This is a genomic window from Micromonospora musae (genome assembly GCF_003626545.1).
Lineage (GTDB): Bacteria > Actinomycetota > Actinomycetes > Mycobacteriales > Micromonosporaceae > Micromonospora > Micromonospora musae.
The window spans coordinates 196288-211358 of record NZ_RAZS01000009.1 but is presented as its reverse complement, the minus strand read 5'-3'; the positions used below and the strand labels follow the sequence as shown (position 1 = coordinate 211358).

The window sequence follows — 15071 nt, the reverse complement described above, 5'->3', positions numbered from 1 at the left end:
GCCGGGCCGGCCGGCCCGCGGACGCTAGCGTGCCCGTCATGGTGCGATGGCGGTCCGGAACGGTGACGGCGCTGCGACGGCAGTGGGCCGGGGCGGTGGAGCTGGACGTGACGCTCGCCGACGGTTCGCCCATGCGGGCGCTGGCCTACCCCCACCTGGTCGGCCGGCCCGAGCCGGGCGACCGGGTGCTGCTCAACGCCGGCGCGCTGCTGATGGGCCTCGGCACCGGCGGGTACGCCCTGGTGGTGGCGCTGCCGGACCGGCTGCCGCCGGACCCGCCGCAGGCCGACGACACCCGCGACAGCGGTCACCTGGTCAAGGCCCGCTACACCCCGCTGCAGCCGATCCTGCTCGGCGTGGACGAGGAGGCCTCACCGCACCGGGCGCTCCTCGAGACCGCCGAGGACCTGGGCGGCATGCCCGTGGTCACGGCCGACCTGCACTCGGCCCTGCCGGCGATCGTCGCCGGCGTCCGCGCCGACGCCCCACACGCCCGGATCGCGTACGTGCTCACCGACGGCGGAGCCCTCGCCGCCTGGTTCTCCCGCACCCTCGCCGGGCTGCGCGACGAACTGGCCGGCACCATCACCGTCGGGCAGGCCTTCGGCGGCGACCTGGAGGCGAGCACGCTGCACAGCGGGCTGCTCGCCGCCCGCCACGTGCTCGACGCCGACGTGGCGGTCGTCTCCCAAGGCCCCGGGAACCTCGGCACCGGTACCCGCTGGGGCTTCTCCGGGGTGGCCGTCGGCGAGGCGGTCAACGCCATCGCCACGCTGGGCGGACGCCCCGTCGGGTCGCTGCGCATCTCCGACGCCGACGCCCGCCCGCGCCATCGCGGCGTGTCCCACCACAGCCTCACCGCGTACGGCCGGGTGGCGCTGGCCCCGGCCGAGCTGGTGGTGCCCGACGGTCTCGACCCGACGCTCGCCGCCGACGTCGACGCCGAACTCGCGCCGCTCGCCGCGCGGCACCGGATCGTCCGGGTACGCACCGACGGTCTCGACGCCGCGCTGCGGGCCACTCCGGTGCCGCTCTCCACCATGGGACGCGGCCTCGACGCCGACCACGCCTACTTCCTCACCGCCGCGGCCGCCGGTCGCCACGCCGCCACCCTGCTGGGCTGACCGCCACCGCCGCCGGACGACCGGCGAGACGGTGACACCCGCGGCGGTCAGCGGACCACGGGACGCTTCTCCTGCGGCAGCCCGGCGATCACCTCGGGTGGCAGGTTGACGGTGTCCGCCACCACCTCGGCCGGCGTGTTCGCCATCCACTGGGTCAGCGAGATGTCGGCGAACCGGGGTTTGCGGAACATCTCCAGGTAGACCAGCGGCTCCGAACCAAGGTTCTCGATGTAGTGGCCATAGGCGAACGGCACGTATCCCACGTCACCGGCCCGGAAGTCGAACGTCCGCGCCACGCCCGTGCTCGCGAAGACCCCCATCCGGCCCTGCCCGGAGATGTAGTACTGCCACTCGTCGTCGTTGGGGTGCCAGTGCATCTCGCGTAGGCCGCCCGGCTCCACCTCGACGAGGGCGGCGCAGATGGTGGTGGCCGCCGCGAAGGTGGAGACGTCGGCGACGCGGACCGTGCCACCGGGGAACCGCTGCGGTTGCTGGGCGAGCATCCGGTGGCTGAAGCTGCTCGGCACGTCGCCGGTCGGGCTGATCACCCGGTCCCGCTCCAACGGCGGCGGCAGCTGCCCGGCGAAGATGTACTTCTCCCGCTCCGGCAGCCGGTCCAGCAGCTCCGGGGCCCAGCCGAAGTTCTTCGCCAGCACCTCCCGCGGGGTGTGCGCGAACCAGTCGCTGATCAGGAACGTGCCGTTCTCCGAGAACGCCCCGTCGTCGAAGACCAGCAGGAACTCCACGCCCTCGTCGAGGGCCTGGATGTGGTGCGGCACGCCCTTCGGGAAGAACCACAGGTCCCCGGCGCGCACGTCGTCGAGGAAGTTGCGCCCCTCCTGGTCGACCGCGCTGATCCGGCAACTGCCGCTCAACACGTACGCCCACTCGGACTGCTTGTGCCAGTGCAGCTCCCGGTACGCCCCCGGCTCCAGGGCCATGTCCACGCCGCTGAGCTCCGTGGCGATCGGCAGCTCCCGCTGGGTTATCTCGCGGGTCCAGCCGCCCTGCTCGATGCGGGTGTGCGCGTCCGCGAAGGAGAACCGCAGGTTCGGTACGGTTCCGGCGTCCGTGGCGGGCGGAACGAGCAGGTCCGGGTTCTCCCGGTCCCGCGTCACGTCCCGCGGCCCGGGATCCCGCCAGCCCCCGCCGCCCCGCTCCGGCTGCGGCACCCTCATCTCGTTCATGATCGCCTCCCGCGTCGTGGCGTGCCCGGTCATCGCCGGGCCGACGGGCAGGCGCGCGCTGACCGTGCGGCGGCGACGACGGGGCCTACCCGACACCGCGACCCGGACGGGCCATTCGCTGGCCCGCCCGGGTCACCCGAACAGGAGGCCCGCCACGGAGGCGGGAGGAGGCGGCGCGGTGCGGCTCAGACGAGGAAGATCAGGGCGAGCCAGCCGCCGACGATCAGCAGCAGCGCGAGCGCGAGCACCCACGTCGGCACTCTGTACTCACCGCGCCGGTTCCGTTCGATCTCGTCGCGGATCTTCGTCCGGCGGCGCTCCACCCAGTTCTGGCGCTGCCGGCCACTGTCGGTGGGCTCTCGGCCCGACTGCGGGCCCGGGGATGTCGTCATGGCCCGGCCAGCCTACCGGGCGGTCCGGGCCGGCGGCGCGCCACCGCCGGCCCGGCCCCTCCACGGGGCTCACATGCTGGCGATCAGCCGCTCGACCCGCTCGTCGTACGCCCGGAACGGGTCCTTGCAGAGTACGGTGCGCTGCGCCTGGTCGTTGAGCTTCAGGTGCACCCAGTCGACGGTGAAGTCACGCCGCTTCTCCTGCGCGTGCCGGATGAACTCCCCGCGCAGCCGGGCACGGGTCGTCTGCGGCGGCGTCTCCTTCGCCTCGAAGATCTCCGGATCCGTCGCCACCCGGTCCACGTCGCCGCGCCGCTCCAGCAGCGCGTAGAGGCCCCGGCCGCGACGAAGGTCGTGGTAGGCCAGGTCCATCTGAGCCACCCGCGGATGCGACAGCGGCAGGTCGTGCTTGCGCTGGTAACGCTCGATCAGGCGCAGCTTCGTCACCCAGTCGATCTCCCGGGCCACCGGATCCAGGTCGCCGGTCTCCACCGCCCCCAGCACCCGACCCCACAGCTCCACCACCCGCTTGGCGGTCTGGTCGCCACCACGCCGCTCGACGAACTCGGTCGCCCTGGAGAGGTACTCCTGCTGGATCTCCAGCGCGCTGATCTCCTTACCGGAGGCGAGGCGCACCTTGCGCCGCCCGGTGATGTCGTGGGACACCTCGCGGATCGCCCGGATCGGGTTCTCCAGCGACAGGTCCCGCATCACCACCCCGGCCTCGATCATCCGCAGCACGATGTCGGCGGAGCCGACCTTGAGCAGTGTGGTGACCTCGTTCATGTTGGAGTCGCCGACGATCACGTGTAGCCGGCGGTAACGCTCGGCGTCGGCGTGCGGCTCGTCCCGGGTGTTGATGATGGGACGGCTGCGCGTCGTCGCCGAGGAGACCCCCTCCCAGATGTGCTCGGCCCGCTGCGAGAGGCAGTAGACGGCGCCCCGCGGGGTCTGCAGCACCTTGCCCGCACCACAGATCAACTGCCGGGTGACCAGGAACGGGATCAGCACGTCGGCCAGCCGGCCGAACTCGCCGTGCCGGGACACCAGGTAGTTCTCGTGGCAACCGTACGAGTTGCCGGCCGAATCGGTGTTGTTCTTGAACAGGTAGATCTCACCCGCGATGCCCTCGTCGTGCAGCCGCTTCTCCGCGTCGACGAGCAGCCCCTCGAGGATCCGCTCACCGGCGCGGTCGTGGGCCACCAGGTCGACCACCGAGTCGCACTCCGGAGTGGCGTACTCCGGGTGGGATCCGACGTCCAGGTAGAGCCGGGCCCCGTTACGCAGGAACACGTTGCTGGACCGGCCCCAGGACACGACCCGGCGGAAGAGGTAGCGGGCCACCTCGTCCGGGGAGAGCCGCCGCTGTCCGCGGTAGGTGCAGGTGACGCCGTACTCGGTCTCGAGGCCGAAGATTCGCCGCTCCATGGTGTGACATTAGCCGCCCGAAGCCCGGATTGGGCAGCGCTCAAGAGCGTGGCCTTCCCACGCGGCCGGCCGCCCACCGGACCGCCACCCGCGGACCCGGCCCCGCGCCACCGGCCGACCGGCACCTCGACAGCCGCGCAGACCCTCGTCGCCGGCGGCGCCGCGCCCCTCGACTCGGCGTCGAACCTGCGGCCGCTCACCGGCGCCGAGCCGCTACCGCACCCTGGCACCGCCACCCCTGATCGTCCACTTCGCCGCCGGGTCGCACGTCGCCGCCGAAGCCGCCCCGGCCGCCGAAACCGGGCGAGCCGCCGGCCGAGCCGACCGCAGGGCGGTCGACCGGGCCGGCGGCTCGTCGCGGACTCAGGCGCGGGCGTCGCTCAGGACTCGCCCTCGGACTCCCGGCGCTCCAGATCTGCCGAGGCGGCGGACGTGGTCGGCTTGTGCGCCTCCCCCGTCGGCGCCGTCGGCGTCTGCGGGCCACCCGCCGGCTCCTCGGCCACCCCACCGTCCAGCAACGCCGTCAGCGCCGCCCCGGTGATCCGGCGGAACGTACGGCCGATGCGGCGGCGGTCGAGGACCGCCACCTCCAGCTGGTTCGCGGCGATGGTCCGGGCGGCGCCGCCCTCGCCGCCGACGCTGCCCAGCGCCTTCACGGCCACCTTCACCGCCTCGCCGAGCGTCATGTCCGCCCGGTGCTCCGCCTTGAGCACACCGGTGATCGCCTCCGCCTGGCCGCCCATGGCCATCCGGCCGGGCTCGTCGTTGACCGAGCCGTCGTACGTGAGCCGGTAGAGCTCGTCGTCGTCGGGCGCCGCGCCGACCTCCGCCACGCAGATCTCCACCTCGAACGGCTTCGACTGCTCGGTGAAGATGGCGCCCAGGGTCTGCGCGAACGCGTTCGCCAGCGCCCGGCCGGTGACGTCGCGCCGGTCGTAGGAGAGCCCGTTCAGGTCGGCCATCCGCACGCCGGCCCGGCGCAGGTTCTCGAACTCGTTGTAGCGGCCCACGGCCGCGAAGCCGATCCGGTCGTAGATCTCACTGACCTTGTGCAGGGCGCTGGAGAGGTTCTCGGCGACGAAGAGCACCCCACCCTCGTAGCTCAGGACCACCGCGCTGCGCCCGCGGGCGATGCCCTTGCGGGCCAGCTCGGAGCGGTCGCGCATGATCTGCTCGGGCGAGGCGTAGAACTGCATGGCCACGGCGGCTGGTTCTCCTTAGCGCTGTGCGGAACGACTGCTGACGACTGCGGACGGCCGGTCAGCCGCCCGGGTTCTCCATCCGGGCGGAGACCACGGCCTCCGCGATCGCCCCCGTCTCGGCGTCGGTGAGCCGGTGCGTGCCCTCCGCGGTCGCGGTCATCACCACGGGGTAGATGCGGCGGGTCAGGTCGGGACCACCGGTAGCCGTGTCGTCGTCGGCGGCGTCGTAGAGCGCCTCGACCGCGAGCTTGGTGGCGTCGTCGATCGACAGCCCGGCCCGGAACCGCTTCTTGAGCGCGGACTTGGCGAACAACGAGCCGGAGCCGATGGCGTCGTAGCCGGTCTCCTCGTACGGGCCGCCGGTCACGTCGAAGCTGAAGATCCGACCGGCCCTCGCCGGGTCGGCGGCGGCCAGATCGAAGCCGGCGAAGAGCGGGATCACCGCGAGCCCCTGCATGGCGGCGCCGAGGTTGCCCCGGATCATCGAGGCGAGCCGGTTGGCCTTGCCGTCGAGCGAGAGCATGGCGCCCTCGATCTTCTCGTAGTGCTCCAGCTCCACCTGGAACAGCCGCATCAGCTCGATGCCGATACCGGCGGTGCCGGCGATGCCGACCAGTGAGTACGCGTCGGCCGGGTGCACCTTCTCGATGTCCCGCTGGGCGATCAGGTTGCCCATCGTGGCCCGCCGGTCGCCCGCCATCACGACGCCCCCGGCGGCGGAGATCGCCACGATGGTGGTCGCGTGCGGCGCCATGTCGGCCGCCATGCCCGGGGGCAGCGGCCGTCGGCCGGGCAGCATCTCGGGTGCCACCTTGCTCAGGAACGAGGTGAAGGAGGACGTCCCCGCGTTGGTGAACACATCTGGTAGACGCCCGGATGGATCAAAACCCGCTGCCACGTGGTTCCTCTCAGGTACGTGATCGCCCTGGCCAGCCGCTCTGGACTGTCCCGGAACTGGCCAAGACCACCGTTGCAGTTGAAGCAGAGTATCCCGCGCACCCACCCGGTGCGATGATCGTGGTCCAGATGTTCCGGATCGGGGGTACCGCAGACGGCGAACACCCCACCTTGCTCGGTCAGGAGTTCATCGAACTCCTTCTGCCCGACGCCGTACCGCCGCCGCAGGTGGTATTCACGACTGCCGCCGTAGAGCCGCTGCTTGGATTCACGGCCCCGCGCGTTGTGGCAGGGCTTGCAGTAGCTGTGCCGTCCGCTGGCATTGGTGGTCCGTGGAAAGTCCGCCAACGGCTTGATCTGCTGGCAGTCCGGGCAGCACTTCAGTCCATCCACGACCGGCACGGCGGGCGTCCGCTGTGCGGCGATCCCGCGTTTACGGCGGCTCGCTGCGGAGCGGGCGGCCGCGCAGGTCTTACAGTAGAACGCGAGCCCGTCGGGCCGACGTTTGTTGCGGTGGAACGCCGACGCGGGAAGCGATTGACCGCACTGGGGACAGACCTTGTCCGTCGCCTCGGGCGAATCGGACATACCCCCTATTGTCCCCCTTTCTGGACGTATCCTCTCACAAATTCCTCGGCGTTCTCTTCGAGGACGGAGTCGATCTCGTCGAGCAGGTCGTCGACGTCCTCGGTGATCTCGGCGTGCCGCTCGGCGACCTCCGGGTTCGCCTCGGTGGTGACGTCCTCGATCTCCTCGTTCTGGCGGGACTTGCCCGACTGCGACTGACCGCCGCTGTCACGAGTGGCCATCTGGTGCCTCCTCCAACGATCTCTTGCGAGAAACTTACCTCGCGCGGGCGACGAAAAGCCCGCCGCGCGCCGTAGTCGACGCGCAGCGGGCTCGGCCGCGATCCGGGTCAGCCGCCGGTCAGCGTCTCCAGCAGGTCCTTCGCAGAGGCACACCTGTCGAAGAGGGCGCCGACGTGCTTACGGGTGCCCCGCTCCGGCTCCATCATCGGCACCCGTACCAGCGACTCCCGGCCCACGTCGAAGATGACCGAGTCCCAGCTCGCCGCGACCACCTCGGAGGCGTACTGGGCGAGGCAGCGGCCGCGGAAGTAGGCCCGGGTGTCCTCCGGGGGCTCGGTCATGGCGGTGCGGGTGTCCTCGTCGCTGAGCAGCGTCTTCATCGCACCCCGGGAGACCAGGCGGTGGTAGAGGCCCTTCTCCGGCCGGACGTCGGAGTACTGCAGGTCGACCAGCTGGAGCTTGTGCGCCCCCCAGCCGAGCTTCTCCCGCTCCTGGTAGCCGTGGAGCAGCCGCAGCTTCGCCACCCAGTCCAGCTCGTCGGCGCAGAGCATCGCGTCCCGCCCGAGCCGGTCCAGCACGCTCTCCCAGCGGGCCAGCACGTCCTCGGTCTGGGCGTCCACATCGTCGCCGTAACGGTCGTCGACAAAGGAGCGCACGCGCTCGTAGTACGCCCACTGCACGTCCAACGCCGTGAGCCGCCGCCCGTCCCGCATCCGCATCAGGTGGGTGAGCGACGGATCGTGGCTGACCGCGCGCAGCTCGTTGACCGGGTCGGCGATGCCCAGGTCGGGGCCGAGCGCCTTCTCCTCGATCATCGTGAGGATCAGCGCGGTGGTGCCGACCTTCAGGTAGGTGGAGATCTCGGAGAGGTTGGCGTCACCGATGATGACGTGCAGCCGCCGGTACTTGTCCGCGTCCGCGTGCGGCTCGTCGCGGGTGTTGATGATCGGCCGCTTGAGGGTGGTCTCCAGCCCGACCTCGACCTCGAAGAAGTCGGCCCGCTGGGAGATCTGGAAGCCGTTCTGGCCGCCGTCCTGGCCGATGCCCACCCGTCCGGCGCCGCAGACGATCTGCCGGGTGACGAAGAACGGGGTCAGGTACGCGACGATGTCCGCGAACGGCGTCTGCCGACGCATCAGGTAGTTCTCGTGGGCGCCGTAGCTGGCGCCCTTGTTGTCGGTGTTGTTCTTGTAGAGGTGGATGGGCTGGGTGCCGGGGATGGTGGCCGCCCGCCGGGACGCCTCGGCCATCACACGCTCGCCGGCCTTGTCCCAGCGCACCACGTCCAGCGGATTGGTGACCTCCGGAGTGGAGTACTCCGGGTGGGCGTGGTCGACGTAGAGGCGCGCACCGTTGGTCAGTATGACGTTGGCGAGCCCCAGGTCCTCGTCGGCGAGGGCCTCCGCGGGGTCGTACGCGGCGCCGGAGTAGGTGAAGCCCCGGGCGTCGCGCAGCGGCGACTCCTCCTCGTAGTCCCAGCGGGCGCGGCCACCGCGGTTGAGTTCCGGACGCGCGCCGTAGGCGTTCACCACCTGCGAGGAGGTCACCATCGGGTTGGCTCCGGCCTGACCGGGCACGGAGATGCCGTACTCGACCTCGGTGCCCATGATCCGTCGTACGCTCATCGACCTGCTCGCTCCGCTCGCCCGTCCGGTCCCCCGTCCCGTCGAGCGTAGTCGGCCACACGGCGTACGGGGGCGTGCCAGACGTCGCGCCGTCTGCAAATGGCGGGGAGGGTGCGCCGCGGCCGGGCCCGGCGGGCCGAGGCGGTCCGGCCGGGAGCGGACGTGGCGGTGGGGTCGGGCGCGGCGATCGACGGGGCCCGGGGCGTACGCCACCCCGAGCCCCGTCGTGTCGCGCTGCCGGTCAGAGGTACTGGCCGGTGTTGCTGGCGGTCTCGATGGACCGTCCGGCCTCGGCGCCCTTGCCGCCGGAGACGAGCGTGCGGATGTAGACGATCCGCTCGCCCTTCTTGCCGGAGATGCGGGCCCAGTCGTCCGGGTTGGTGGTGTTGGGCAGGTCCTCGTTCTCCCGGAACTCGTCGACGCAGGCGTCGAGCAGGTGCTGCAGTCGCAGTCCCTTGCGGTTGGAGGTGAGGAACTCCTTGATGGCCATCTTCTTGCCCCGGTCGACGATGTTCTGGATCATCGCGCCGGAGTTGAAGTCCTTGAAGTAGAGGACTTCCTTGTCGCCGTTGGCGTAGGTGACCTCGAGGAAGCGGTTCTCCTCGGTCTCGGAGTACATCCGCAGCACGACCGCGTCGATCATCGCCGCCACGGTGGCCTGTGGGTCACCGCCGTGCTCGGTCAGGTCGTCGGCGTGCAGCGGCAGACCCGAGAGGATGTACTTGGAGAAGATGTCCTTGGCCGCCTCGGCGTCCGGCCGCTCGATCTTGATCTTCACGTCGAGCCGGCCGGGGCGCAGGATGGCCGGGTCGATCATGTCCTCGCGGTTCGAGGCGCCGATGACGATGACGTTCTCCAGGCCCTCCACACCGTCGATCTCGCTGAGCAGCTGCGGAACGATGGTGTTCTCGACGTCCGAGGAGACACCGGAGCCGCGGGTACGGAAGACCGAGTCCATCTCGTCGAAGAACACGATCACCGGGGTGCCCTCGCCGGCCTTCTCCCGCGCCCGCTGGAAGATCAACCGGATGTGCCGCTCGGTCTCACCGACGTACTTGTTGAGCAGCTCGGGGCCCTTGATGTTGAGGAAGAAGCTGGTGTGCTTCTCCTCGCCGCGCCGCTCGGCGATCTTCTTGGCCAGGGAGTTGGCCACCGCCTTGGCGATCAGCGTCTTGCCGCAGCCGGGCGGGCCGTAGAGCAGGATCCCCTTGGGCGGGCGGAGCTGGTGCTCGCGGAACAGGTCGGCGTGCAGGAAGGGCAGCTCCACCGCGTCGCGGATCTGCTCGATCTGCGACTGGAGGCCACCGATGTCGGAGTAGTCGACGTCGGGCACCTCCTCCAGGACCAACTCCTCGACCTCGCTCTTCGGGATCCGCTCGTACGCGTACGCCGAACGGGGCTCGATCATGAGCGAGTCGCCGGCCCGGATCGAGGACCCGATCAGGCTCTCGGCGAGGTGCACGATGCGCTCCTCGTCGGAGTGGGAAACCACCAGCGCCCGGTCACCGGGACCGCCGCCGGGGCTCTCCAGCACCTCCTTGAGCATGACCACCTCGCCGACCCGCTCGTAACCGAACGCGTCGACGATGTTGAGCGCGTCGTTGAGCAGGACCTCCTGGCCGCGCCGCAGTTCGGCGACGTCCAACGACGGCGACACCGCGACCCGTAGCTTGCGGCCGCCGGTGAAGACGTCGACGGTTCCGTCGTCGTGTCGGGCGAGGAACACTCCGTAACCGCTCGGTGGTTGGGCGAGGCGGTCGATCTCCTCCTTGAGCGTCACGATCTGCGCGCGAGCCTCCTTGAGGGTGCTCACGAGCCGGTCGTTGTTCTCGGTCAGCCGCGCCAACTGCGCCTGGGTGGCGGCCAGCCGCTCCTCGAGCTGCCGGACGTGTCGGGGGCCTTCGGTCAACTTGCGCCGCACCAGGGCGAGTTCCTCTTGAAGGAACGCGACCTGCGTGGAGAGATCGTGGGCCTCCTTCTCCCACCGTGCGGCGCGCGAGTCCGCGTCGTCGCTGCGTGCCACGTCCCACCTCCCCGGGGGGCTTGAACGTTCTGCCCTAACACTAGCCGCTATGAGCCCGATTCGGTCCCGCGCAACGCCCCTGTCACTGAACCTTGATCGCTACGGGTGGGTCATCAGGACCGTTGCGGGCATTCGGGTACCGTCGGGGCGTGGGACGGGAGAACATGGGGGGTGCGCCGGTGGCGCAGGTCGCGACGGACCAGCTTCAGGTCTGGGTGGACCAGGATCTCTGCACGGGCGACGGGCTCTGCGTGCAGTACGCGCCGGAGGTCTTCGAGTTCGACGTCGACGGGCTGGCCTACGTCAAGGGCTCCGACGGTGAGCTGTTGCAGGCCCCCGGCAGCCGCGTCGATGTTCCGGAGCACCTGCGCCTCGAGGTGATCGACTCGGCGAAGGAGTGCCCGGGCGAGTGCATCCACGTCGTACGCGCCGGCGACGGCGTCGAGGTGGCCGGTCCCGACGCCGACTGAGCAGATACGAAGAGATGCCCGGCGGCGTGCCGCCGGGCATCTCTTCGTATCTGGCCCGTCTCCGGCCGGTCAAAGCGTCGGCCGGTCTCCCCGGCCGGTCAGAGCATCGGTCGGCCGACGACCGAGGCGACCAGCCGGGCGAACTCCTCCAGCCGGGCGATCTGCCCGGCGCCGCCGTCGTCGAGGGTCTTGCCGAACCGCAGCGCGTCGTGCCGGGGCCCGCCGACCACCTCCTCGGGTGGCGGCGCCTCGTCGAGCGAGGTGAGCAGCAGGTAGACGTCGATGCTGTCGACGCGGACCGTACCGTTGTCGGCGCGGGTGAGCCGGCGGCGGCAGCCGACCTCGGTGACCGTGGAGACCGGCACCACCCGCAGCGACGAGGTCATCGACCCGGGCGGTCCCTCGCCCGGCGGCACGTCCTCGCCGTGCCAGAGGATCAGCCGGCTGCCGTCGCAGACGACGACCTCCTGCCAGACACCGTTGACCTCGTTGACGAACCGTTCCAACGTGAAGCCGAGCACCGACGCGCCGCGCAGCACCCCGCCGAACGCCTCCAGGGCGATGTCCGGGTCCCGCAGGTAGGCCCGCGCGGCCGACTCCAGATCCTGGTACGGCGACCAGTCCGGGAAGACCGCTGGCAGGTCACCGCCGCCGTAGCCCGGGCTGCTCATACCGCATCCTCCCTCTGGTCGGCGCCCCCGTGAACCGTTCGCGGACGGAACAACCGTGCACTCATGCCAGGCCGCCCGTCACGGCGTGTCCATCTCCTCCGCTGCGTCGGGAGCTGTCACCGCTGCCTGGGCGGCCGCCTGCCGGGCGGCCTCCGCCTCCCGCAGCACCTGGCGGCGCTGCACGTACGCCTCGGTGCCCTTGCTCGGCTTGCGTCGCCGCGGCGGCGCGGTGACGCCGGGGGCGAGCTTGCGGGCGGAGACCAGGAAAGCGGTGTGGGCGACCATCCGGTGGTCCGGGCGGACGGCGAGGCCCTCGGCGTGCCAGTCGCGCACCAGCGACTCCCAGGCCCGGGGCTCGGTCCAGCCGCCCCGCTCGCGCAGTGCCTCGACCAGTTCGGAGAGCTGCGGGGTCGTCGCCACGTAGCCGATGAACACCCCGCCGGGCAGCAGCGCCCGCTCGACCATGTCGAGGGTCTCCCAGGGGGTGAGCATGTCGAGGATGATCCGGTCGAAGCCGGTCTCCTGACACTGGGCGACGTCGCCGACGTGCAGGTTCCAGGCCGGGTGCGGGCCGTTGAAGAAGGACTCCACGTTGCGGCGGGCGATCTCGGCGAAGTCCTCGCGCACCTCGAACGAGTGCAGCTCCCCCTCGGCGCCGACCGCCCGCAGCAGCGAGCAGCTGAGCGCGCCGGAGCCCGCGCCGGCCTCGAGCACCTTGGCGCCGGGGAAGATGTCGCCCATCGCCACGATCTGCGCCGAGTCCTTCGGGTAGATCACCTGGGCGCCGCGGGGCATGGAGAGCACGTAGTCGGCGAGCAGCGGGCGCAGGGCGAGGAAGGCGGTGCCGCCGCCGGTGGTGGTGACCACGCTGCCGTCGGGCTGACCGATGAGCGCGTCGTGGTCGAGGATGCCGCGGTGGGTGTGGAAGGCCTTGCCGGGCTCCAGGGTGATGGTGTGCATCCGCCCCTTCGGGTCGGTCAGCTGCACCCGGTCGCCGACCTGGAAGGGGCCTCGGCGCGCCGGGGCCGGCCCGGGGCGGTCGGCGGGCACCGGGGCGCCGGGGGCGGCGGAGGGAGTTGCGCTCACGTGTTCATCTTCCGGTCGGGTTCGAGGAGCTGGGCGAGATCCGCGATGTGCAGAACGCCGACGACATCTTCGCCTGAGGTCACCACGTACCGTGCGCCCGGGTGGGTCTGCACGGCCTCCATCACGCGTTCCCCGTCGAGCCCGAGGGGAAGGGTGGGCAGCGCGGCGAGCGGCCGGGACACCGCGTCGACGGCGAGCCAGGGTCGACGCTCGACCGGCACCGCCGCCACCTCGGCCGGGTCGACCAGGCCGACGGGTCGACCGGTGCTGTCGGTGACGAGCAACGCCGCGTCGGCCCGGGCGTGCTCGGCTCGGCGCTGCGCCTCGGCGAGCGGGGTGCCGGTCGGCACCGGCCAGACCGGTCGGGCCAGGCGGGCCAGGTCGATCAGGGGGAAGCGCCGGCTGATCTTCGCGTACCGGATCGACTGGCCGGCGCCGCGCCAGAGGGTGAACGCCACCAGCAGCATCAGCGGCAGCGCCAGCGGGGCCAGTCGGTGGGTGAGGGTGAGGCCGGCGACCAGCGCCGCGGTGCCGGCCGCCACGATCCGGCCCACCCAGCCGGCCACCTCGGTGCCCCGGTGCCGGTCGCGGGTGACCGCCCAGACGGCGGCGCGCAGCGCCCGCCCGCCGTCGAGTGGCAGGCCGGGCAGGGCGTTGAAGACCGCGACGATCACGTTGCTCACCGCGAGCTGGAACGCGAGCTGGTTGGCGACGGTGTGATCGGGCAGGGCGAGGGTGACCACGACGGCGACCGCGCCGAGGACCGCGGAGACCGCCGGCCCGGCGAGCGACACCAGCAGGTCGACGCGGGGGGACGGGGCGTCGCGGTCCATCTCCGTGTAGCCGCCGAGCAGTTCGAGGGTGATCCCGCGTACGCCGATACCATAGCGGCGGGCGGTGAGCGCGTGGCCGAGCTCGTGCAGCAGCACCGAGCCGAGCAGGGAGACCACGAACCCGACGCCGATGACGTAGCCGCTGAGCTGCGACAGGGCGAGCTGATTGCGGGCGAACTCGGCGTACAGGACGGTGACCAGCAGGGCGAGCAGGAGCATGGAGGCGTTGAGGCGCAGCGGCACGCCGAAGACCCGTCCCACGGTCAGGGCGAGGCTGCCGAGGGGCCGGCGCCGGGGCCGGGACGTCTGCTCCATCGGGTCGATGCTACGGACTGCACCTGAGACGGCGCGCGGCACGGCGGGCGCGGAAGGTGTCACACCGGTGCCCTAATCTTCCGGACATGACGGCGGATCAGGTGACCACCCGACAGCCCACGCCCACGGCGGGGGCGCCGGCGACAGTGCGGGCGTCGTTGTCCCCGTCGCGGGCGGCGGATTTCAAGACCTGTCCCCTGCTCTACCGCTTCCGCAGCATCGACCGGCTGCCCGAGCGGCCCACCGTCGAGCAGGCCCGGGGCACGCTGGTGCACGCGGTGCTGGAGCGGCTCTTCGACCTGCCCGCCGCCGGCCGTCATCCGGACGCCGCCGGCGACCTGGTCGCCCCGCAGTGGGACCGGCTCGTCACCGAGCAGCCGGAGCTGGCCGGGCTCTTCCCCGCCGACGGCGACCCGGCCGCCCTCGCCGAGTTCCTCCGGTCGGCCGCAGGGCTGCTGGAGGGCTACTTCGCGGTGGAGGATCCGCGCCGGCTGGAGCCCGCCGAGCGGGAGAGCCTGATCTCGGCGGTGGTCGACGACGAGCTGCTGATCCGGGGTTACCTCGACCGGCTCGACGTGGCGCCGGACGGGGCGCTGCGGGTGGTCGACTACAAGACCGGCGGCGCGCCGCGTGAGGCGTTCGAGGCGCGGGCCCTGTTCCAGCTGAAGTTCTACGCGCTCGTGCTGTGGCGTACCCGGGGGGTCGTCCCGCGGGTGCTGCGTCTGCTCTATTTGCGCGACGCCGAGGTCTGCGACTACACCCCCGACGCCGACGAGCTGGTCCGGTTCGAGCGGACCGTGGTGGCGTTGTGGCGGGCGATCGAGCAGGCCACCGCGCAGCAGGACTTCCGGCCCCGGCCGAGCCGACTCTGCGACTGGTGCAGCCACCAGGCGCTCTGCCCGAGCTTCGGCGGCACACCCCCGCCGTTTCCGGCGCACGCGGCGAGCGCCGACCCGCTGCTCGACGCGCGATCGCGGCCCGCGCAGCCCGGGGCGGACGAGTGAGCCTC

15 protein-coding genes are annotated in these 15071 nt (G+C 71.6%); 3 read left to right on the top strand and 12 right to left on the bottom strand.

The genetic code is table 11. From position 1 onward, the window contains the following. The first annotated feature begins 38 nt into the window (after positions 1-38). Positions 39-1124, top strand: a complete 1086-nt coding sequence (locus D7147_RS24190) for a DUF3866 family protein (RefSeq protein WP_120681641.1) — start codon at positions 39-41, stop codon at positions 1122-1124. A 47-nt stretch (positions 1125-1171) separates the two neighbouring features. Here D7147_RS24190 and D7147_RS24185 read toward each other — a convergent pair whose 3' ends face one another. The 9 genes from D7147_RS24185 to arc all read right to left on the bottom strand — a co-directional run bounded on the left by D7147_RS24185 (position 1172) and on the right by arc (position 10687). After that, a complete protein-coding gene (locus D7147_RS24185; protein WP_120681639.1) occupies positions 1172-2311 on the bottom strand; it encodes an oxalate decarboxylase family bicupin in 1140 nt (379 codons plus the stop codon). A gap of 185 nt (positions 2312-2496) precedes the next feature. Further along, positions 2497-2703 carry a hypothetical protein gene (locus D7147_RS24180; RefSeq protein WP_120681499.1) on the bottom strand — a complete coding sequence of 69 codons (207 nt, stop codon included), beginning with the start codon at positions 2701-2703 and terminating at the stop codon, positions 2497-2499. 69 nt (positions 2704-2772) lie between these two features. After that, complete coding sequence (gene pafA, locus D7147_RS24175; protein WP_120681497.1) at positions 2773-4131, bottom strand: Pup--protein ligase; 1359 nt, start codon at positions 4129-4131, stop codon at positions 2773-2775. A gap of 380 nt (positions 4132-4511) precedes the next feature. Further along, a complete protein-coding gene (gene prcA / locus D7147_RS24170) occupies positions 4512-5333 on the bottom strand; it encodes a proteasome subunit alpha (protein WP_120681495.1) in 822 nt (273 codons plus the stop codon). A gap of 58 nt (positions 5334-5391) precedes the next feature. Continuing rightward, positions 5392-6231 carry a proteasome subunit beta gene (gene prcB / locus D7147_RS24165; RefSeq protein ID WP_187398906.1) on the bottom strand — a complete coding sequence of 280 codons (840 nt, stop codon included), beginning with the start codon at positions 6229-6231 and terminating at the stop codon, positions 5392-5394. Then, complete coding sequence (locus D7147_RS24160; protein WP_120681491.1) at positions 6150-6818, bottom strand: endonuclease VII domain-containing protein; 669 nt, start codon at positions 6816-6818, stop codon at positions 6150-6152. Before D7147_RS24160 ends, prcB begins: the two co-directional genes overlap by 82 nt. A 5-nt stretch (positions 6819-6823) precedes the next feature. Beyond that, positions 6824-7039, bottom strand: coding sequence for a ubiquitin-like protein Pup (locus D7147_RS24155; protein ID WP_120681488.1), 216 nt, complete (start codon positions 7037-7039; stop codon positions 6824-6826). Between the two features lie 107 nt (positions 7040-7146). After that, positions 7147-8664 carry a depupylase/deamidase Dop gene (gene dop / locus D7147_RS24150; protein ID WP_120681486.1) on the bottom strand — a complete coding sequence of 506 codons (1518 nt, stop codon included), beginning with the start codon at positions 8662-8664 and terminating at the stop codon, positions 7147-7149. Between the two features lie 241 nt (positions 8665-8905). After that, positions 8906-10687, bottom strand: coding sequence for a proteasome ATPase (arc, locus tag D7147_RS24145; protein ID WP_120681484.1), 1782 nt, complete (start codon positions 10685-10687; stop codon positions 8906-8908). A gap of 179 nt (positions 10688-10866) precedes the next feature. Here arc and D7147_RS24140 point away from each other — a divergent pair, with 179 nt between their 5' ends. Further along, complete coding sequence (locus D7147_RS24140; protein WP_120681637.1) at positions 10867-11157, top strand: ferredoxin; 291 nt, start codon at positions 10867-10869, stop codon at positions 11155-11157. A 98-nt stretch (positions 11158-11255) separates the two neighbouring features. Here D7147_RS24140 and D7147_RS24135 read toward each other — a convergent pair whose 3' ends face one another. From D7147_RS24135 to D7147_RS24125, 3 genes are all read right to left on the bottom strand, one after another. After that, positions 11256-11828 (bottom strand): hypothetical protein, encoded by a 573-nt coding sequence (locus D7147_RS24135; RefSeq protein WP_120681482.1) that lies wholly within the window; start codon positions 11826-11828, stop codon positions 11256-11258. A 78-nt stretch (positions 11829-11906) separates the two neighbouring features. Then, positions 11907-12914, bottom strand: coding sequence for a tRNA (adenine-N1)-methyltransferase (locus tag D7147_RS24130; RefSeq protein WP_325050687.1), 1008 nt, complete (start codon positions 12912-12914; stop codon positions 11907-11909). Further along, the gene (locus D7147_RS24125) at positions 12911-13966 is read right to left on the bottom strand and encodes a M50 family metallopeptidase (RefSeq protein WP_233563392.1); all 1056 of its coding nucleotides are present in this window, start codon (positions 13964-13966) and stop codon (positions 12911-12913) included. The genes D7147_RS24130 and D7147_RS24125 overlap by 4 nt, the downstream gene beginning before the upstream one ends. Before the next feature lie 182 nt (positions 13967-14148). Here D7147_RS24125 and D7147_RS24120 point away from each other — a divergent pair, with 182 nt between their 5' ends. Then, positions 14149-15066, top strand: a complete 918-nt coding sequence (locus tag D7147_RS24120; protein WP_120681476.1) for a RecB family exonuclease — start codon at positions 14149-14151, stop codon at positions 15064-15066. The last annotated feature ends 5 nt before the right edge of the window (positions 15067-15071 follow it).

What these genes read in the sequence shown, in the direction of transcription:
- D7147_RS24190 (WP_120681641.1), top strand. Translation starts at nt 39, where the DNA reads ATGGTGCGATGGCGGTCCGGAACGGTGACGGCGCTGCGACGGCAGTGG.
- D7147_RS24185 (WP_120681639.1), bottom strand. Translation starts at nt 2,311, where the DNA reads ATGAACGAGATGAGGGTGCCGCAGCCGGAGCGGGGCGGCGGGGGCTGG.
- D7147_RS24180 (WP_120681499.1), bottom strand. Translation starts at nt 2,703, where the DNA reads ATGACGACATCCCCGGGCCCGCAGTCGGGCCGAGAGCCCACCGACAGT.
- pafA (WP_120681497.1), bottom strand. Translation starts at nt 4,131, where the DNA reads ATGGAGCGGCGAATCTTCGGCCTCGAGACCGAGTACGGCGTCACCTGC.
- D7147_RS24160 (WP_120681491.1), bottom strand. Translation starts at nt 6,818, where the DNA reads ATGTCCGATTCGCCCGAGGCGACGGACAAGGTCTGTCCCCAGTGCGGT.
- D7147_RS24155 (WP_120681488.1), bottom strand. Translation starts at nt 7,039, where the DNA reads ATGGCCACTCGTGACAGCGGCGGTCAGTCGCAGTCGGGCAAGTCCCGC.
- dop (WP_120681486.1), bottom strand. Translation starts at nt 8,664, where the DNA reads ATGAGCGTACGACGGATCATGGGCACCGAGGTCGAGTACGGCATCTCC.
- D7147_RS24135 (WP_120681482.1), bottom strand. Translation starts at nt 11,828, where the DNA reads ATGAGCAGCCCGGGCTACGGCGGCGGTGACCTGCCAGCGGTCTTCCCG.
- D7147_RS24125 (WP_233563392.1), bottom strand. Translation starts at nt 13,966, where the DNA reads ATGCTCCTGCTCGCCCTGCTGGTCACCGTCCTGTACGCCGAGTTCGCC.
- D7147_RS24120 (WP_120681476.1), top strand. Translation starts at nt 14,149, where the DNA reads ATGACGGCGGATCAGGTGACCACCCGACAGCCCACGCCCACGGCGGGG.